Origin of the sequence: Nostoc sp. DedQUE08 (assembly GCF_034530895.1) — a bacterium.
Taxonomy (GTDB): Bacteria; Cyanobacteriota; Cyanobacteriia; order Cyanobacteriales; family Nostocaceae; genus Nostoc.
This window is the reverse complement of sequence record NZ_JAVRCD010000064.1, coordinates 14,674-33,121: the sequence shown is the minus strand read 5'-3', so window position 1 is coordinate 33,121 and position 18,448 is coordinate 14,674. Positions and strand designations below refer to the sequence as shown.

Annotated in this window: 13 protein-coding genes and 1 pseudogene; 5 read left to right on the top strand and 9 right to left on the bottom strand. The window is 42.6% G+C overall.

The features are described from left to right. The first annotated feature begins 649 nt into the window (after window positions 1–649). Window positions 650–6,088 (top strand): translocation/assembly module TamB domain-containing protein, encoded by a 5,439-nt coding sequence (locus RMY64_RS30285; protein ID WP_322701935.1) that lies wholly within the window; start codon window positions 650–652, stop codon window positions 6,086–6,088. Between the two features lie 241 nt (window positions 6,089–6,329). Here RMY64_RS30285 and RMY64_RS30280 read toward each other — a convergent pair whose 3' ends face one another. From RMY64_RS30280 to RMY64_RS30255, 6 genes and pseudogenes are all read right to left on the bottom strand, one after another. Then, the gene (locus tag RMY64_RS30280; protein ID WP_322691300.1) at window positions 6,330–7,262 is read right to left on the bottom strand and encodes a polysaccharide deacetylase family protein; all 933 of its coding nucleotides are present in this window, start codon (window positions 7,260–7,262) and stop codon (window positions 6,330–6,332) included. Window positions 7,263–8,094: 832 nt separating this feature from the next. Beyond that, window positions 8,095–8,289, bottom strand: coding sequence for a 30S ribosomal protein S21 (rpsU, locus tag RMY64_RS30275; RefSeq protein ID WP_069073011.1), 195 nt, complete (start codon window positions 8,287–8,289; stop codon window positions 8,095–8,097). Window positions 8,290–8,412: 123 nt separating this feature from the next. Continuing rightward, window positions 8,413–8,727, bottom strand: a complete 315-nt coding sequence (locus RMY64_RS30270) for an RNA-binding protein (protein ID WP_322701934.1) — start codon at window positions 8,725–8,727, stop codon at window positions 8,413–8,415. Between the two features lie 405 nt (window positions 8,728–9,132). Then, window positions 9,133–9,993 (bottom strand): 3'(2'),5'-bisphosphate nucleotidase CysQ, encoded by an 861-nt coding sequence (locus RMY64_RS30265; protein WP_322701933.1) that lies wholly within the window; start codon window positions 9,991–9,993, stop codon window positions 9,133–9,135. 102 nt (window positions 9,994–10,095) lie between these two features. Beyond that, on the bottom strand, window positions 10,096–10,953 hold the full coding sequence (locus RMY64_RS30260; RefSeq protein WP_322684455.1) for a sugar kinase: 858 nt from the start codon (window positions 10,951–10,953) through the stop codon (window positions 10,096–10,098). A gap of 127 nt (window positions 10,954–11,080) precedes the next feature. Then, window positions 11,081–11,614: pseudogene (locus tag RMY64_RS30255) on the bottom strand (PadR family transcriptional regulator); the annotation flags it as partial. Between the two features lie 337 nt (window positions 11,615–11,951). Between RMY64_RS30255 and RMY64_RS30250 the strand changes: the two are divergent. The 3 genes from RMY64_RS30250 to RMY64_RS30240 all read left to right on the top strand — a co-directional run bounded on the left by RMY64_RS30250 (window position 11,952) and on the right by RMY64_RS30240 (window position 14,872). Next, window positions 11,952–12,365, top strand: a complete 414-nt coding sequence (locus RMY64_RS30250) for a hypothetical protein (protein WP_322684456.1) — start codon at window positions 11,952–11,954, stop codon at window positions 12,363–12,365. 136 nt (window positions 12,366–12,501) lie between these two features. Beyond that, complete coding sequence (locus tag RMY64_RS30245; RefSeq protein ID WP_322684476.1) at window positions 12,502–13,476, top strand: DNA polymerase III subunit delta'; 975 nt, start codon at window positions 12,502–12,504, stop codon at window positions 13,474–13,476. A 202-nt stretch (window positions 13,477–13,678) separates the two neighbouring features. After that, window positions 13,679–14,872, top strand: a complete 1,194-nt coding sequence (locus tag RMY64_RS30240; protein ID WP_322684457.1) for a Coenzyme F420 hydrogenase/dehydrogenase, beta subunit C-terminal domain — start codon at window positions 13,679–13,681, stop codon at window positions 14,870–14,872. Between the two features lie 120 nt (window positions 14,873–14,992). On the opposite strand, the gene RMY64_RS30235 is transcribed toward RMY64_RS30240, so the two are convergent. Continuing rightward, window positions 14,993–15,352: a VOC family protein gene (locus RMY64_RS30235; protein WP_322701932.1), complete on the bottom strand. Its 360-nt coding sequence runs from the start codon at window positions 15,350–15,352 to the stop codon at window positions 14,993–14,995. Between the two features lie 205 nt (window positions 15,353–15,557). Here RMY64_RS30235 and urtE point away from each other — a divergent pair, with 205 nt between their 5' ends. After that, a complete protein-coding gene (gene urtE / locus RMY64_RS30230; protein ID WP_322684458.1) occupies window positions 15,558–16,256 on the top strand; it encodes an urea ABC transporter ATP-binding subunit UrtE in 699 nt (232 codons plus the stop codon). Here the strand turns inward: urtE and RMY64_RS30225 are convergent. Further along, window positions 16,219–16,956: a hypothetical protein gene (locus RMY64_RS30225; RefSeq protein WP_322684459.1), complete on the bottom strand. Its 738-nt coding sequence runs from the start codon at window positions 16,954–16,956 to the stop codon at window positions 16,219–16,221. The genes urtE and RMY64_RS30225 overlap by 38 nt on opposite strands. A gap of 8 nt (window positions 16,957–16,964) precedes the next feature. Continuing rightward, window positions 16,965–18,278: a cytochrome P450 gene (locus RMY64_RS30220; RefSeq protein WP_322701939.1), complete on the bottom strand. Its 1,314-nt coding sequence runs from the start codon at window positions 18,276–18,278 to the stop codon at window positions 16,965–16,967. Window positions 18,279–18,448: the final 170 nt, after the last annotated feature.

Sequence of the window (18,448 nt, the reverse complement as noted above, 5' to 3'; positions counted from 1 at the left end):
TACCAAGGCTTGTATCTTACCAGGCAATGATTTTAGGACTTGTGTATACACCGTAGCTTTATAAGGGGGGATTAAGGGGGGTAATAATTTGAATAACACAACATAGCACTTTTCAAACATCCTCTAAGCTTTATTTATAGATATTTTGTAAGTGTGTTCGTATATACATTTGCCTCATGAATAACGGAAGGCTAAATTATCATTGTCATCTATACTAAGTTAGATTCTGGAAAGTTAAAGTTTATAACCAGGGTCGTATATACAGGAGCGATTATAAAGTCATTTAATAAAATATTACTGATTTCGTGAAAGATAGTATTTATACCAATTATTTTGAAGATGCACATAAGATTCTAAATAATTTTCCTAATACCAGCAAAGTTTCCAAATCTCAAAACGAACAAAACTAACGTCTGGTGAAAATTATTAATCGAAATAAATTCAGGAATTACACAAAATCATAAAATAGCATAGATGCACCGCAAATGCGTCTTATTGGCGCAGCCTCTCCTCGAAAATACAAGCAGCTTGCCACAAAGTTCTTGCGTAAGTCCTGATATTGTGAAACCATAAATTGTAACTTGCTGATACAACTAACTAATTTGTCTCTAGCCTCACTCCAGAAAAATTACTGGTAGTACTAACAATCATGACGCGATCGCCAAATTCAGAAAACAATCAGGAACCATCTAATCGTCGTCTGTGGCTCCTGCTTTTAGGACGTACCAGTTTGGCTCTAGGTGGGGTTTTACTAATTGGAATTATAGTTGGTGCTTGGTGGGCTAGAAACTATGTATATAAAGATTTAGCACCGTTAGTACAGCAAAATCTTGAGCAATTACTGGGGCGTCCAGTAGAAGTTGGGAACGTTGAACGTTTTTCGCTTTCTAGTCTGAGATTTAGCTCTCTATCGATACCAGCCACTCCCACCGATGCAGATCGGGTGGTAGCAAAAGCTTTGGATGTGCAGTTCTCGCCATTGCAACTTCTTCTTAGCCGAAAATTAGCATTAAATGTCACCTTAGTTCAACCCAATGTCTACATTCAACAAGATAAAGATGGTCGTTGGGTGACAGCCCAAGTTAAGGCTGGAGAGGGACAAGGCTTTATTCAAACTGAGTTGCAGTCACTTCAAATTCAAGATGGCAATGTAGAGTTAATGCCATTCACTGCACCGACTAAACCCAAAGGCTCAGTCATATTAGATCGAGTTGGTGGTATTGCCCGATTTTCCGATCGAAATCAAAGGATCGGTTATGACTTCAATACTCAATTCACTAGGGGAGGCGCTGCTAAAATTGTTGGCGAAACCCAAGTAAAAGCTCAACAAACTAACCTGCAACTTTCAGCCCAAAATTTACAAGCATCCGATATCACTAGATTAATTCAGTTACCCATCGCTCTGCAAGCAGGGTATTTAAATGCTGACTTAGGAGTTCAGATTCCACCCAAACTTTCAGACATCGCAATTACGGGAACAGCTACAGCTAATCAAATCACCGCGAAAATCCAAAATATTCCTCAGCCGGTTTCTAATTTTAATGGGAAATTTCTATTTCAAGGTCAGACAGTTACTTTAGATAATCTGAGTACAAACTTTGGCAAAATTCCCATTCAGGCTAATGGAACAATCAATACTCAAACAGGTTTTAATGTTTCTGCTCTGATAAAACCTGTTACTGCGAAAAATATCTTAGATACATTGAAAGTAAATTCGTCAGTCCCGGCTAGTGGCGAAATTCAGGCAAAAATTCAGGTAGGCGGCGCACTTGAGCAACCAGTAGTCAGCGGTACAGTAAGTAATACCAAACCGATTCAAGTTGACCGCATTCAATTTAATACCATCAACACTGATTTTCGCTTGAATGCATCCAAAACTGCATCTCAACTTACTGTCTCTAATCTGAAAATAGTCCCCGCAGCTGGCGGTGAAATTATCGGCGGCGGTCAAGCTAATTTGGGAAGCAAAGACGGGGTAATATTTAATGCTCAAGCTGATGGAATATCAGGAGATATACTAGCACGCAGCTATGGCGTTACTCTCCCGATCGCAGTGGGTAATGTTTCCGCAAAAGCTCAAATTTCTGGCTCACTTCGCAAACAGCCTTTAAAACTTGATGTTTCCAATGTTCAGATAACGCCGCCAGCCGGGGGACAAATCACCGCCAATGGTCAAATTCAATTGGCTCCCCAAGGTGAAGTAGGCGTAGATATTCAAGCTCAAGGTATCCCAGGAAATGCGATCGCTCAAGGTTACGGCATTTCAACTCCGATTAATGTTGGTGGTATATCTGCGAACGCTAAAATTTCTGGTTCTTTGGGTACACCGTTAAATGTCAACGTTTCTCGCGTTCAAGCAAATCCAGATGTGGGAGGGCAAGTCACAGCTAGCGGACGAGTTCAGCTTGCACCCCAAGGTAGGGTGGCATTGAATGTGCAAGCAAAAAATATACCAGGGGATGCGATCGCCAAAGCCTACAATTCCTCACCCTCCATTACCATTGGGAATGTCTCGGCAAATGCCGATATTTCCGGTACTTTGAGCAATCTGCAAACAGTCGCGCGGGTGCAAGCGCCTAGTGCTACCTATCCCACCACCGGACGAGTTGTTGTTACCAAACAAGGAGAGAATATCGTCTTTCCCGATGCGGTTGTGAACGTCGCCGGTGGGACAATCACAGCTCAAGGTCAACTTGCACAACAACGCTGGCAAGGATCTGTCAAAACTTCTCAAATTCAACTCAACCGTTTCTCACCACAACTGCGAGGACGGCTGAATAGCAATATTCAGTTAGCAGGCACAACCCAATCTTTCCAACTTGCAGATATTCGTGCCGCCGGACAAATCAGCCTTCCCCAAGGAGTAGCGCAGCTGGCGAAACCGCTAACTGCAAGATTTCAGTGGAATGGACAGCAGATTATCGTTGAAAATGCAAGTACCGCAGGATTTACTGCTAATGGTGCGATCGCTATTCAGTCTCCCCCAACTGGCGCACCCCAAATTGCCGGATTTGATTTAAATGTACTGGCGCAGAATTTCAACCTACAAAATACTGGCTTTAAAGTTCCTGGGGACGTAGCAATAGCAGGGCGACTTGATTTTAATGGAAAAGTTACAGGAACTCCAGATGTCCCGCAAGCTAATGGGAATATCCGGCTGCGGAATTTCAATGTGAGTAACTTGGCGTTTGACCGACTTTTAACTGGAAACGTGAATTTTCAAGGCGGACAAGGAGGAAGTCTGCGATTAGCTGGGAAACAAGACCGGATTGCCCTTAACTTAGGCGCAGATTATCGTCCCACTTCATTTTTAGTTAAACGCGATGAAGCAGTTACTACGGGTAGAACTGAGGGAGATAACTTGATAATCAACGCCCAACAGTTTCCCATCGCTTTGGTTGGCGGCTTTTTACCTAACAATCAATTGAAACCTCTGGGGGGGCAATTATCGGGTAATTTAGTTGTTAATTTAAATAATTATGCCATTGCGGGAGATGTGGCGATCGCAGCACCTCGCGTTGCCAGAGTTGCAGCCGATGAATTTCGCGGCAACATCAATTATGCTGATGGTACAGCTAGCTTGGCTAATGGTCTATTGCGGATTGGCGATAGCAACATCGCTCTCAGTGGTAATGTGCAAGCAGGGAATGACCCGCAATTTCAATTCCAAGCTAATTTTGCCGAAGCGAAAATCCAGAGACTCTTACAAGCATTTAATATCTTCGATTTTAAAGACCTCAGTACCGGGTTGCAGCCTCCGACGTTAGCAGGAGCCGAAGTACTGGAAACTGAGCCTGTCAGTTTGCCGGATGCAGATTTGAAAACACAGTTAGCATATTTCTCGAATATTACAACAGCGATCGCCAAAGAACAGCAAGTAGAGAAAAAACAAACCGCATCTTTACCCAGCCTTGCAGAATTAACAGGTGCTTTAAGCGGAGCAATTACAGCCAATGGCTCGTTAAAATCTGGGTTGAATGTTGGCTTTAATTTTCAAGGTGCTAACTGGCAATGGGGTAATTATTCCATCAATCCAGTCGTTGCTCAAGGTACTTTCGCCGATGGTATCGTCACCCTTTCACCCTTGAGTGTGGGGATCGATCGAGGACTAGTGGCGTTTTCAGGACAGTTAGGAACCGAGCAAGTATCTGGAAAATTGAATGTAGCCAGTCTGCCTTTATCACTTTTAGAACCTTTTATCGAAAAATACCCCGTAGATATCACTGGTAATGTAAATGCTGACGCCACTTTAGCAGGGAGTTTGCAAGACCCCAGAGTTCAAGGGAAAGTGGCGCTAGCGAATGCGACCCTTAACAAACAACCCGTACAAACAGGACAAGTGAACTTTGATTACAACAACGCTCGCTTGAATTTTGATAGTACCTTACTCGTGACCGGAACGCAGCCAGTTGCCGTTACAGGTAGCGTACCTGCTCCTTTGCCTTTTGCCAAAGTGCAACCTGATAGCAATCAAATCAACATCGACGCCAATGTGCAAAATGAAGGATTGGCACTGTTAAATCTGCTTACCAACAATCAAGTCGCTTGGGTAGACGGTCAAGGAAAAGTAGATTTAAACGTTAAAGGTACTTTAACCGAACCAATTATCAACGGCAACGCCACATTTAATAATGCAACTTTTAGCGCTCAAGCCTTATCCGATCCTCTCACGAATGTCACAGGAACAGCACTATTTAATGGTACTACGGTAAGCGTTGAAAATATCCAAGGTAATTACAATCAAGGGCAAGTAACTGCATCAGGCATCTTGCCAATTTTTGATGCTCAACAAGCCGCAGCTAATCCCCTGACAGTATCAATAGCAGACAAACTCAATTTTAAGCTTGCAGGACTGTATGAAGGTGGTGTTGGTGGCGATGTCGTGGTTCGCGGCACAGCCTTAAAACCTGTAATTGGCGGAGAGATTCAACTGAGTGATGGTCAGGTAATTATTGGCAACTCGCCTACTACGGCTAAAAAATCAGCAGCTACAGCAGAGTCTAACACTAAGGTCATAAATCTAGATAGACAACAAGTTAACCCTAACGCCACACCGACAGCAGAGAATAACCCTAACTCAGTAGCTACAGTGGACGGAAGCACTAACTCAGTGGTTACAGTGGATGGAAGCACTAACTCAGTGGCGACAACAGACGCAAGCACTCTTCCCGCAACTCCACCCAACTTACCTGTAACGTTTGCAGATTTAAAGTTGATTTTAGGCAAAGATATTCGGGTTACAACTCAGTCCCTACTCAGCTTTGTACCAGGAGGAGCGGCATTAAGTCAGCCCCTATTGAGGTTTGACGCAACAGGCGACTTGACCATTAATGGTACATTAGCCAAACCGCTTCCTGAAGGAGTCATTCGTTTGACAGGAGGACGACTGAGCTTATTTTCCACTGAGTTCACCTTGGCGCGGGGCTACGAACAAACTGCGCGGTTTACTCCAAGTCAAGGACTTGACCCGACTTTGGATGTCCGACTGACGGCAATTGTACCGGAAGCATCAGCAAGGAACACTCAAACTTTGGAATCACCATTGTCTTCTGAAGTCAGCGATGTTTCTGTAAACAACTTTGGGACTTTACGTAGCGTTACCGTTCAAGCGAGGGTGAACGGGCCAGCTAGCAAATTGGGTGACAATCTAGAATTGACGAGCGAACCTAGCCGTAGTAAGGGAGAAATAGTTGCTTTGCTGGGTGGCTCAATTCTGGGTTCTTTCGGTCAAGCAGATGCAGGCCAAGGGCTGACTAATTTCGCTAGTTCTACCATTTTAGGTAGTTTACAAGGAACTATCACTGCGATCGGACAGGCTGTTGGTTTTAGTGAATTTCGGATATTTCCGACTCCATCGATTAATAATGATGAATCAAAAACATCAAGAGCTTCAATTCTTAATTTATCAGCGGAAGGTGTGTTTGATATTAATAAAAATTTCTCTGCATCTTTATCACGCGCTCTTTCTAGCGATGAATCTTTCCGTTTCAATGTCCTCTATCGAGTCAATGACGAAATTCTGATGCGAGGCTCAACTGATGTGGGGGATGAAAATCAACTCCAAGTTGAGTATGAAACCCGATTTTAGATTGCTGTCTTAGCATTGTCAGCCGACACAATCCCATTGTTAGTCGAAACAATCGCATTGCTGGCCAATAAACTAACTAATTACCTGGACAGGATATCACTCAATACTGTTTGTTCAAGGCAAGAGACGCAATGAATCGCCGTCTCTACAATAATCAGTCCTTTGTAGAGACGGCGATTTATCGCGTCTTTGACGAGCAATAATTTTCATCAAAAAACCTTAACCGAACCGTATTGGGATATCACTGATGATTAAGTTGTTGGTTTGGATCTTCTTGATTTATTACCACAGGTGATGCTGCTGTCTCCACACTTTTTTCTTGGGCTTGTATTTCCAGTAGTTGGGGAATTGTCACAAATTTATAGCCTTGGGCTTTTAAACCTGCGATCATTTCTGGTAAAGCCTTGACAGATTTAGAACGGTTGCCGCCTCCATCGTGCAGCAGGACAATTGCACCGGGTTTTGCATATTTCAGCACATTTTTGACCAGCCCCGTAACTGGAGGCGAATGACGTTCAGCATCTCCCGATTGTTCTGACCACATCATGACAGCGTATTTCTCGTTTCTGGCATATTCGGCTAGTCCATTATTCAGAAAACCCCCAGGAGGACGAAATAGATTAGTTTTCTCTCCAGTAGTCTTGTAGATGATTTCTGCTGTACGATCGATTTCACTAGCCGCAGTAGCTAAGTCCATGTGGCGATACCAATGATGCCATGTGTGATTACCAATTATGTGACCATCAGCAGCCACTTGCTTGGCAACTTGAGGAAAATATTTCACCATTTCCCCGATCATGAAGAATGTGGCTTTGATATCATTTTTCTTCAAGATTTCTAAAATCTGTGCCGTATTTTTGGGGCTGGGGCCATCATCAAAAGTTAGGGCAATAACTTTCTCATTCGGTTTTAGTTTCCCTTGATAAACGATTGCTCCCTGAAATGCCTTTGGCACTTCATTCATCTGCTCTGTGACTGGATTTATGTTCTGTGCATCTGCACTCATCAGCTTGTTATGACTCGCTTTAGCATTCTCGCTTTTTGGCTTGAGAATTCCCAACAAATGCTCAAATCCGCTTGTGGTTAAAAGCAAGCTGATACCTAAACTACTAGCACCAGTAACCAATATAACAATTATTATTTTCAGTAATAAAGATAATTTACGACTAGACACATTAAATCTCCTCAAATATTAGTTATTGGGGATTGGTTTCTCCCTGATGTTCCCATACCTTATATCATGCCCGCGTGATTACTTATTAAATTGGAATTACCCGGACTTGATATTATTCCTAGCCTGTTGTAATTAATATATCTACTGCTGAAAGAAAAAAGAAAACAATAAAATACCTTGAAACATTCCAGCTAAAGGATGTCTCAATTTAGTCAGTACTAATTTGCCACCCAGATACCCTGAATCAAATAACACTCAGTAAATCGATCTGACCAGTAGAGCCAGCAATGATAGCAGTATAACCGTAACCTGGAGAAATGCTAGGTAATCGTTATATCATGTGCGGATAATCGCTTACGATCAAAGTAGTGAGTGCGAAGATGAGTAATATCATGTCCGGTTAATTAGTTATAATTCCCGTAATCTATGCAGAAACGGGAAAATTCCTCTTTCCCCTAGCTAAGAAGCCCCCAGCAAGAACTGCGGGATTAATGATAAGTCTTTACCGGACACGATATTAGTTAGGGGCGCATAGCTAGCTGTAAGCCCATACTTCACGCAATTGAAAACATGTATAGCAAGGGACTGGGGACTAGGGACTGGGGACTGGGTGAAAAGCCTTTTTGTGTCTAAATTTTATCATCTGTTAATGTCCTAACCATTTTGGCTGTTGCCATATAATTCAGTAGCGCCGAAAGTCAATACTGCGATACTACGAACAGTGTTGTTTATTGATTGATGTATGCTAATTACTTGTGGCTTGCCAGTGCTATGGCAACAATGAAGAGATGTTGGCTAGATGTCAAATCGAAGCGCAAATTTGCTTGGACTTTTAATTGAAGCGAGAACGTTGTTGACGACGTTGTTTGTGCCTAGCAATTGCTTTACGCTTCTCTTTTTCTATCGGCGTCTCAAAGTGACGCTTTTTTCTCATATCTTGGAAAATTCCTGCTTTAGAAACTTCCCGTTTAAATCTTCTCAAGGCTGATTCAATACCTTCATTTTCTCCTAAAACTACTTGTGTCATTCTCATTCCTCCTTAATATGGATGAATAGTTCAAGACTAGATACCAAATAAAATATTCCAGCAGAATGGAGCCTTTGGCTTTATCTGCTGGAGACTCTAAATGTGAAATTTTCAGGAATTGACTTAGTAGCGATTATTGTTGCGGCGGGCATTATTACTGCCACCCCAGCTACCGCGAGAGGAGTTGCTTCTTTCCTCACGAGGTTTAGCTTTGTTCACTTTCAAATCACGTCCCATCCACTCAGCGCCATCAAGTGCATCAATGGCAGCTTGTTCTTGTGTGTCTGATTCCATTTCCACAAAAGCGAACCCACGCGGCCGGCCTGTTTCCCGATCTGTGGGGAGTTGAACACGGTTTACTGTTCCGTATTCTGCAAAAGCCTGCTTTAGGTCATCTTCTGTAACCTGATAGGACAGGTTTCCGACGTAAATTGACATAGAAATCTCCGAATTCAGGGAGTGTAGAGAGTTAAATTCGGAGAGACGGTTTTTAGAAATCAAAACGAGTTACTCAACCGAAAATAATCTTTATGTCCATGAGTGTAGCACAGCATTCAGCCTTTGAATATTGTCTGATAGTGAATTTTATTCACAAATCAAACCTTTAAAGACGGTTTGCAGACTTTCTAAAGACTGGCTTTTTTTGCTTGTACTATATAAAGTTACACTTTTAATCGGAAATCGTAATTAACTCGCGATCGCCCAGATATTTAGTGTTTTCAAAATTAAGCTGTGGACTAACAGGTAAAGATTATTATTCGTAATCAGATTAATCATACCACGATCGACTGTTTTAAAAGCAAATTAAAGCAAATTAAAAAATATTCATCATCCAGTATCCTGTTAGCTATGGTCAAATTGCGCTAAGATACCTTCTGCTTTTTTACATAGTAGTTCGTGATATTCACCATTACTAGCTAGCAAACCTCCCCATTGATTGATATCACCAGTGTTATACTCCAACGGAGTGCCATCGAAGTGAGTAAACTGACCACCGGCTTCTGTTAAAATCAATTCTGGAGCGGCGATATCCCAATCTTTGGGCGCAGACTTGCCGGAAAGGGAAATGTAGATATCTGCCTGTTGCTCGACAATAGTGGCGATTTTGCAGCCTACACTACCCACAGATTTCTGATTTTGACAGGGTAAATTTTGTAGCAGATGATCTAACCGTTGGTTGCGGTGAGAGCGACTAACGACTAAGATTAAATCCTCAATTCGTTTACCTGAAGACACTTGTAAAGGAACAGATTCGTTACGGGTTTCTACAAATGTACCCCCGCCTTTGGTAGCGTAATATAACTTTTGAGCCTCTGGTACTGCCACCACTGCCAACACTGGGCGTGTTTCCTTGACTAAAGCAATGTGAACTGCATAGTCGCCAGTTTTTTTGATAAAATCTCGCGTGCCATCCAAAGGGTCAATTATCCATACCCAAGGGGCAGAAGGCTGTCTACCACTACTTGACGATTGATAAGTTTCTTCGCTGATGTAAGCAAAATCTTCGTTACCCAAAGTTGCTTGTAGCCTCTGCAAAATGTATTGACTTACAGCTACATCGGCAACAGTGACAGGCTCATTCTGCTTATATTGGATTTCTAAATCAGGGTGTTTTGCTGTGCCGTGGTAATACGATCGCAGTATATCTGCTGCGCCCCAACCTACCTCACGAGCGATCGCTAATATTTCTTGTAAATCTTTCATTAATTTGGCCTATCTAAAAATATGCATAACGTGATTAGGGGCGCACAGCGATACTTAGTTTAACTAATTACAAATTACGAATTACGAATTACGAATTACGAATTATCTTAAATCCATCCAGCGCCGAGTACCAAAAAATTTACAGGAATCAGCTGCAATATTAGCTGCCAGTGCCAGTGCATCAGTGAAGCTTTGGCTTAAAATGTAATGACAAAAAGCACCGTGGAAAATATCTCCAGCCCCTAACGTATCAACCGCTTGAATCTGCGGCACATCTACGATACCAGTTTTAGTGCCACTCAAGTATTCAATTGGTTCTTGCCCGTGGGTAATGGCGATGTGAGGAATGTCAAATCTACTGAGATAGCTAAAAACGTCTTCTCCAGTCTGGCAGTTGGGGGGATAAAAATTAGCTGAACAGATAGCATAATCCACAAACGGTAGAATTTGCTCAAATCCAGGCTTCCAACTACCACCATCGATCGCTACTGGGATATTATTGGCTTTAGCCATTTGAGCTATGGAATCACCAACCACCATCTGATGTCCATCAATCAGTACGATATCGACATTCTGCAAAATATCTGGCGGGATAGAGGCGCTGCTAGCTTGAGTTTTGACAGCATTGATCGAAACCACAGCGCGTTCACCTGTAGCTTGAGTGACAATAATCGAAGATACAGGCGGTACTAAATCAGTAGTAGGCTCAAGGTCTGCGATCGCAACTTTGTAATTTGCCAAGTCATCTCGAATCAGCTGCGTCATTGGGTGAGAACCCACTACACCTAAGACAGTAGCCTGATTTCCTAAATAATTGAAAGTTACAGCCGCGTTTGTTGCTGGCCCCCCTGCCGCTACAGTATAGTCAGTAGCGACAATCTTCTGATTATTCTTAGGGGCAGAGTCAGCAAGGTAAATCAAATCTAAAGTTACTAAACCTACAAATAATCCACGATTCATCTGCTCTTTCGTTCAAAATTCAATTGGAAAATTCTGGCTCACTTCGACTCCTTTCGACTTCGCTCAAGGCAAGTCGCTCAGTGACCTCCTGACTCCTGAATTCTTTCTTGGTAAATGGATATGGCTCTTGGCGACTGACAACTTCGATTACTGTCTTTAACCAATCAATATAAGTTTCTTCTCTTCGGATGATCAACTCCAGCACCAGCCTTTGCATCACCTGGTTGCGGTTGGCAGATTCATCACCGATTGATGGCAAATCGATGGTTTCACATTCAGCCAGCTTTTTGCTTCGAGCCGCTAATTGTTGCTTTAGTAGGTCAATGATGGTTTCATTCGACAACTGATCTGCAAAATGCAACTGGACGAGTAAAGGTTCTCTGATAGTCGGTAAGGGCTGATGAATCCCTAGCCATCGCCTAAATTCCGCTTTCCCTAGCTCCGTCACACTGTAGACTTTGCGGTTGGGGCGATCGTGTTGAATCTCAATGTTACAGGTAATCCAGCCTTGCTCAACTAGCTTATCGAGAGTTCTGTAAATTTGTGCCTGATCTGCTGGCCATAAATGGGCAACGCATTGATCGAAGCAGCTCGTTTTGAGGTCGTAGCCCGTCATTTCTTGCTGCTGAAGAAGACCTAAAATTACATTTGCTAGCGACATGAAGATGGTTTTCCCATAATTGATATTTTCTCGCTCGGTTCTACACTATGTACTTCTTATAATTTTATGCTAATATATGATTAATCAGATATAAGACATAACGGTTATAAAAAGATATGCTCATTATAATGCTTCTTAGCAAGGAAACCAAATAGATAAGAAACTCCATTCACCAGGGCATGGGGGAGAAGAAGGGAATAGGTTAAAGGTTACAGGGTACAGATTATTCCCTATCACCTGTTATCTGTCACTTCTTCCCCAATCCCAATACCCAATTCTCAATGCTTAGAAATTACTTAAGCCATTGAAGACTATTGTAACGAGAGGATAAGTAACATTGACTTCTAACACACTTACAGAAAGAATACGTCAGCATCAATATCTGCGTGATTTACGAAACAAATTACTCCACCTTCACAAGATGTTGCTGGAGACAGAACGCATTGCCTACGAACAGATTAGCGGACGAGTATCAAGTGCAGAACTTCTTCAGCTAGTTATCGCTCACGAACAATTTGCTTGGCTACATCGCATTTCTGAGATGGTTGTGCAAGTTGATGAAATGCTCCAAGCAGATGAACCGATATTGTTGGACGATTTCCAAAAATTGATTGCTGATGCCCGTACACTCATTGTACCGTTACAGACCGGTAATACCTTTGAGAGAAAGTATTACAACGCTCTCCAGCGCGAACCTGGTGCTGTGTTGGCACACGCGGAGATATCCAAATTTCTCACGTCTAAGGTTTGATTGCTAATTTACCCAAACAGTGCTGAGTACAAAAGTAAGAATTGTACTCAGCACTTGGGCACTCATCAACCAACTGCCACCAAAGGCTGAGGTATTTTGGCTTTATGGCATATCGATTGTCCTGTCACGTCGATTAATGACTAACGATCCATTTGCACCAGTTATCGGACAACAGCAAGCTATAGAATTACTCACTCAGGCTGTCAGACAAAACCGGGTTCCTCCAGCCTACTTATTTGTGGGGCCAGATGGTGTAGGCAGGAGTTTAGCAGCCAGATGCTTTGTGGAATTGCTATTTTCTAATGGGATGGGAGTTACTGCATCTTTACAAAACCGTTTGCGTCAGGGGAACCATCCAGCTTTATTGTGGGTGGAACCAACGTACCAATACCAGGGACAACGATTAACAGCAGCAGAAGCAGCCGAAAAAGGACTCAAGCTTAAGGGATCACCTGTAATTCGACTAGAGCAAATTCGGGGAATTACCGAGTTTTTAGGTCGTCCGCCCTTAGAAGCGCCGAGAAATGTGGTAGTGGTGGAAGAAGCGCAAACAATGGCAGAAGCCGCAGCCAATGCTTTACTTAAAACCTTGGAAGAACCGGGACAGGCGACATTAATTTTAATTGCACCGACACTTGAATCTGTGTTGCCGACTTTGGTATCACGCTGTCAACGCATTCCTTTTTATCGCTTAAATGCACAGTCTTTAGCTGTTGTACTCACACAAACAGGGCATCAGGAAATTTTGCAAAATCAGGCAGTATTGAGCATAGCAGCTGGTAGTGCGGGAAGTGCGATCGCATCTTACAAGCAATTACAAGCTATTCCTGATGAGTTACTCGGAGACTTGAAAAAAGCGCCTAAATCTTACCGTAACGCCTTAGAGTTAGCCAAAAAAATTGATAAGGATTTAGATACAGAAGCACAACTGTGGTTAGTTGATTATCTTCAGCAATTTTACTGGCAGCAGTGGCATCAACCTAGTATCATTAACCAGCTAGAAGAATCTCGAAAATACTTGCTTGCTTACGCTCAACCGCGACTAGTTTGGGAATGTCTGCTTTTATCTGTGTATCAAAAATCAAATTCTATTTCTTCTACTCATCGCTGAGTGCGATTGTATTTCTATAGTTCCTCATCAAAGCCTCAGTACAATATTTAATTAATTCGTAGCAAAATAAATTAGGTAAAAACTCTGCGTTACTTTGCGTTTACTTTGCGTCCCTCTGCGTTTCAAAATATTACAATGTCTAGTTCATAGCGAGTGAAGGTATTGTAATAAAAGCGATTCCTGGATAAAACAAAAAGTTTATATGACCTCAGTTTCTCCTCACAAAAAAGCCAGAGCCTTAAAACCTACCAGCCGCCGCCCTGCGAAGGAACTCTGTAGCGAATGTGGGCTATGCGATACATATTATATTCACTATGTCAAGGAAGCTTGCGCTTTTATTAATCAGCAAATAGGCGAACTTGAAGAAGAAACACACACGCGATCGCGCCATCTTGAAAACCCCGATGAACTCTACTTTGGCGTTCATCAAGACATGATAGCGGCCAAGAAACAGCAGCCCATCGAAGGCGCACAATGGACAGGTATTGTTAGCAGCATTGCCATTGAAATGCTGAATCGCGGCTTAGTTGAAGGTGTAGTCTGCGTGCAAAACACCAAAGAAGACCGCTTTCAACCCATGCCAGTCATCGCCCGGACTCCAGAAGAAATACTAGCAGCACGAGTAAATAAACCAACACTTTCTCCGAACCTTTCCATATTAGAACAGGTGGAAAAATCGGGGATGAAGCGGCTGTTGGTAATTGGTGTTGGTTGCCAAATTCAGGCATTACGAGCCGTAGAAAAACAACTTGGTTTAGAAAAGCTGTATGTTTTGGGTACGCCCTGCGTAGATAATGTTAACCGCGCCGGACTGCAAAAATTCTTAGAAACCACCAGCCGATCGCCTGATACAGTTGTGCATTACGAATTTATGCAAGACTTTCGGGTTCACTTCAAACATGAAGATGGCTCATCAGAAACAGTGCCTTTCTTTGGCTTGAAAACCAACCAACTCAAAGATGTCTTTGCCCCATCCTGTATGAGTTGCTTTGATTACGTCAACTCCCTAGCTGACTTAGTTGTTGGCTACATGGGCGCACCCTTCGGCTGGCAATGGATTGTAGTTAGAAATGACACAGGTAAGGAAATGCTGGATTTAGTAAAAGACCAGTTAGATACCCAACCAGTAACGTCTAAAGGCAACCGCAAAGAAGCCGTACAACAAAGTATTCCCGCTTACGATAAAGGCGTTACCCTGCCGATGTGGGCAGCAAAACTGATGGGTGTGGTAATCGAAAAAATCGGCCCCAAGGGTCTAGAATACGCACGATTTTCCATTGATTCTCACTTTACTCGGAATTATTTGTATGTAAAGCGCAATCATCCAGAGAAATTAGAAGCGCACGTTCCAGAATTTGCCAAGCGTATTGTTGGGCAATATAAATTACCAGAATAGAAGAGGGATTGGGGACTGGGGATTGGGTATTGGGCATTGGGGATTGGGCAAAACAGTGTTGAGTAATGAGTAATGAGTGCTGAGTTAGGAGTTATTCTCCCCCTGCTCCCCTGCTCCCTCTCACTGCTGAATCAACTCGATAATATTCCCATCCGGGTCTTGAGTGAACAGGGCAGCGCGACCGGAAGCGCTAGCTTGAATGGGATAATTATGATTGAGGAATTCCTGTTTGGCGGCGTTTAAGTCAGTTACAGTGAAGGCGACGTGGGGATTACGTCCCCATTTTTGGTTTGGGTTTTCCGTGGGGACAGTGGTTGAAACTATCAGGTGAATTTGATAGTCACCGACTTGATACCATGCACCAGGGTAGTTTAGAGAACGATCTATTTTGGATAATCCCAATACTTTGCCATAAAAATGTTCAGAGCGTTCTAAGTCAGTCACAAGAATCGCTGTATGGAGACTTTGAGTAATCTGCATTGTCGGTAAGATGTTAGTAAGATGCGATCGCGTTTATTTAGATTTTGGCGTAGTTTGAACTCTTTCGATGAGCTAAAGCATCATCTAAAATATCATTAATTGCATTTGCAATCAGCTATCATAAGGAGTTAACCAGATATTTATTAACAGAGGAATCGCCAATTAGAGACTTGATATCAAAACTAAACAGTTAAAAGTTCTTTATATGCTCAAAATTTCTAACCTTAACGTTTATTACGGCGAAAGCCATATTCTCCGCAACGTAGATTTGAGCGTACCATCTGGGCAAATGGTTTGCCTAATTGGACGCAATGGTGTGGGAAAAACTACCTTACTCAAAACTATCATGGGTTTACTCAAACCCCGCAGCGGTACTATTAATTTAGCTGAAGAATTAATCAACTCCAAATCTCCAGACCAAAGGGCAAAGTTGGGAATTGGTTATGTCCCCCAAGGACGAGAGATTATCCCTCGGTTGACAGTTAAAGAAAATCTACTGCTAGGGTTGGAAGCTAGACGCAAACCAGTCAAAAAAGCGGAAATTCCAGAGGAAGTTTTTAGTTTATTTCCGGTGTTAAAAACCATGCTTTCGCGGATGGGTGGTGATTTAAGCGGAGGACAGCAGCAACAATTAGCGATCGCACGTGCTTTAATGGGAGAACCTCAATTACTTGTTTTAGATGAACCCACCGAAGGTATTCAACCCTCCATCATCCTAGAAATTGAAGCCGCAGTCCGTCGTATCGTCGAAACCACAGGTATTTCGGTGTTATTAGTAGAGCAACATTTACACTTTGTCCGTCAGGCGGATTACTATTACGCTATGCAAAAAGGTGGTATTGTCGCCTCCGGTTCCACCACCGAACTCAGCCAAGATGTGATTCAGCGCTTTTTAGCTGTTTAATTTTTGATACTTCTATATCAATTGTGTCGGCAGCAATCAAGTCTGCCGCTTCTTGTAAAAGCTGATGTTGTTCCTTTTGAATTGCTTCCAAACGACTAGAAATTTCTGCTAATCGTTGTTGTTTATTTGGTTGAAAACTTTCAGGTAGTAAAGGCGGATTATCAGTTGTTTTGGTACTTGTGATTCTTTGAACGGCAAAACTTCCAACTTTAGTTAAGGATAAAAAACTAACTTTAATCAAAGCCTGAAGCAATTTTAACGGAACTTGGAGTATTGACCAACTAGCTGTCTCAATTAAGCGGACAATTGCTCTGATGATGCTCCAAAGTAGAGCAAGTGCAAACAGCAAAATTACTACACTAATAATTGGGTGATTAGCTCCCCAACCTAGTATTTGAACTAACCGAAAAAATATCGGGTGTTGTGTCAACCAATCACTTACAGAAGATGCGATCGCATCTTTAACTGCGCCCGATGTTGTACTCTTAAATTTATCAGCAGTTTGCCAAGTTTGCTCTAAACTTGTTGTGACTGTATCAATTGCTCTATCAGTTGTAGTAGTGGCTGTTGTCTTCAAAGACTCACCAGCTTGTTGCGCTGAGTTACTTAGAGAGTTAACGCCCCCGCCCACAAAATCTTTCACACTTTGCAAGCGTTGTAAAACTCCGTTAGGCAAATGTATGTTTATTTGGGATGTCATAAAACATTTTACCGAGGTTGAAATCTAACCCGCAATCCATCTTTCGGGCGATTAGTGGGAACTACAACTTCCTCTAAACTTTGATTGGGTAATATCTCCCAATGATAATTGCGTAGAAGATGAGCAGCAACAATCTTCATTTCCATTTTGGCAAAGGCTAGGCCAATACAGATGCGCGGCCCACCGCCAAAACCAACTAAACTAAAAGGATACTTTTTGTTTTCTTGGCGCTGGGGACTGAAACGGTCTGGCTCAAATCGGTCTGGTTCAGAATAAATTTCTTCAATTCGGTGAGTAACTCCAATTGAATAGTATAACTGCCAACCAGCAGGAACGTGATAACCTTTAAACTCAAAGTCTTTAATCACACCACGAAACCCGCCTCCGACAGGTTGATGCAATCTTTCAACTTCCCACAAAACCTGTTCTAAATAGGGCATTTTCCCTAATTGTTCTAAATCTAAATTACCTTTACTTGCAAGTTGCAATTGTTCAACTCTTGCTTTTTCGAGTACTTCTGGATGACGGGCTAACTCTACACACAACCAAGTCAGCATCGAAGTAGTGGTTTCATGTCCAGCAAATAGTAATAGTAACGCCTGGGCAATGAGTTCTTTTTCACTCATCCGGTTCCCTTCTTCATCTTGGGCTTGCACTAATAAACTCAGAGCATCTTTTGTCGGATTTTGCTGACGTTCTCTAACAACTTCAGTTAGATGCTCTAAAATCTGATTGCGAGCAGCTATAGCTTTACCAAATGTTGTAAATGGCAAGGGCAACGGATTAATCGCAAACAGTCCATTTGTCATGGCTGCAAACAATTTGCTAAAACGCACACATTCAGGGCCAGGACGCGTACCCAACAACAATTGACTGGCAATATCAAACGTCAGCTGTTTAAATTCTTGGAACCAAGTAAATTCCTGCTGCTTCTCCCACTTTTGCAGATAACTACGTGTAATATCTTCCATTGTGGAGACATAATTCGCCAATGCTGGGCCATGCAATGCTGGCATCATCAAGCGACGGTTTCTGCGGTGTTCTTCTCCATCTTGCAGAAAAAGTGATTCACCCAGTAATGTCTTGAAATTATCAGGCCATCCCTCGCGCCAAGAAAAATTCTCCATTTGGCTTGACAAAACCAACTCTAATGCTTCCGGCCCGACCATCACTACAGTCGGTCTGCCAAGAAGATGAGTTTTGAAGATGGGCCCATACTGGCGATAGCGCTTTTTAGCGAAATCGCGGTCGAAAATAAAGGAGGGTGTTTCACCTAATACAGGTATACCAAAGCTTCCAGGAGGAAATTGCTGACTTTTCATATCTCTAAGGGTAGCTATAAAAAAGTTAACACGATATTCCAACTCTGCTGCGTTAGCAAAGCTCGCCGTAGGCATCGCAGTACCCCAAAATATTCTTAGTATAGTAAGGGACTGGGGACTGGGGACTGAGGATGGTGGGGCCCCTGAAGGGGATAAGGGATAATGGGGAC

Excerpts from the sequence above, each read along its gene's own strand:
- RMY64_RS30285 (WP_322701935.1), top strand. The coding sequence starts at position 650 with ATGACGCGATCGCCAAATTCAGAAAACAATCAGGAACCATCTAATCGT.
- rpsU (WP_069073011.1), bottom strand. The coding sequence starts at position 8,289 with ATGACACAAGTAGTTTTAGGAGAAAATGAAGGTATTGAATCAGCCTTG.
- RMY64_RS30270 (WP_322701934.1), bottom strand. The coding sequence starts at position 8,727 with ATGTCAATTTACGTCGGAAACCTGTCCTATCAGGTTACAGAAGATGAC.
- RMY64_RS30265 (WP_322701933.1), bottom strand. The coding sequence starts at position 9,993 with ATGAAAGATTTACAAGAAATATTAGCGATCGCTCGTGAGGTAGGTTGG.
- RMY64_RS30260 (WP_322684455.1), bottom strand. The coding sequence starts at position 10,953 with ATGAATCGTGGATTATTTGTAGGTTTAGTAACTTTAGATTTGATTTAC.
- RMY64_RS30245 (WP_322684476.1), top strand. The coding sequence starts at position 12,502 with ATGACTAACGATCCATTTGCACCAGTTATCGGACAACAGCAAGCTATA.
- RMY64_RS30240 (WP_322684457.1), top strand. The coding sequence starts at position 13,679 with ATGACCTCAGTTTCTCCTCACAAAAAAGCCAGAGCCTTAAAACCTACC.
- RMY64_RS30235 (WP_322701932.1), bottom strand. The coding sequence starts at position 15,352 with ATGCAGATTACTCAAAGTCTCCATACAGCGATTCTTGTGACTGACTTA.
- urtE (WP_322684458.1), top strand. The coding sequence starts at position 15,558 with ATGCTCAAAATTTCTAACCTTAACGTTTATTACGGCGAAAGCCATATT.
- RMY64_RS30225 (WP_322684459.1), bottom strand. The coding sequence starts at position 16,956 with ATGACATCCCAAATAAACATACATTTGCCTAACGGAGTTTTACAACGC.
- RMY64_RS30220 (WP_322701939.1), bottom strand. The coding sequence starts at position 18,278 with ATGAAAAGTCAGCAATTTCCTCCTGGAAGCTTTGGTATACCTGTATTA.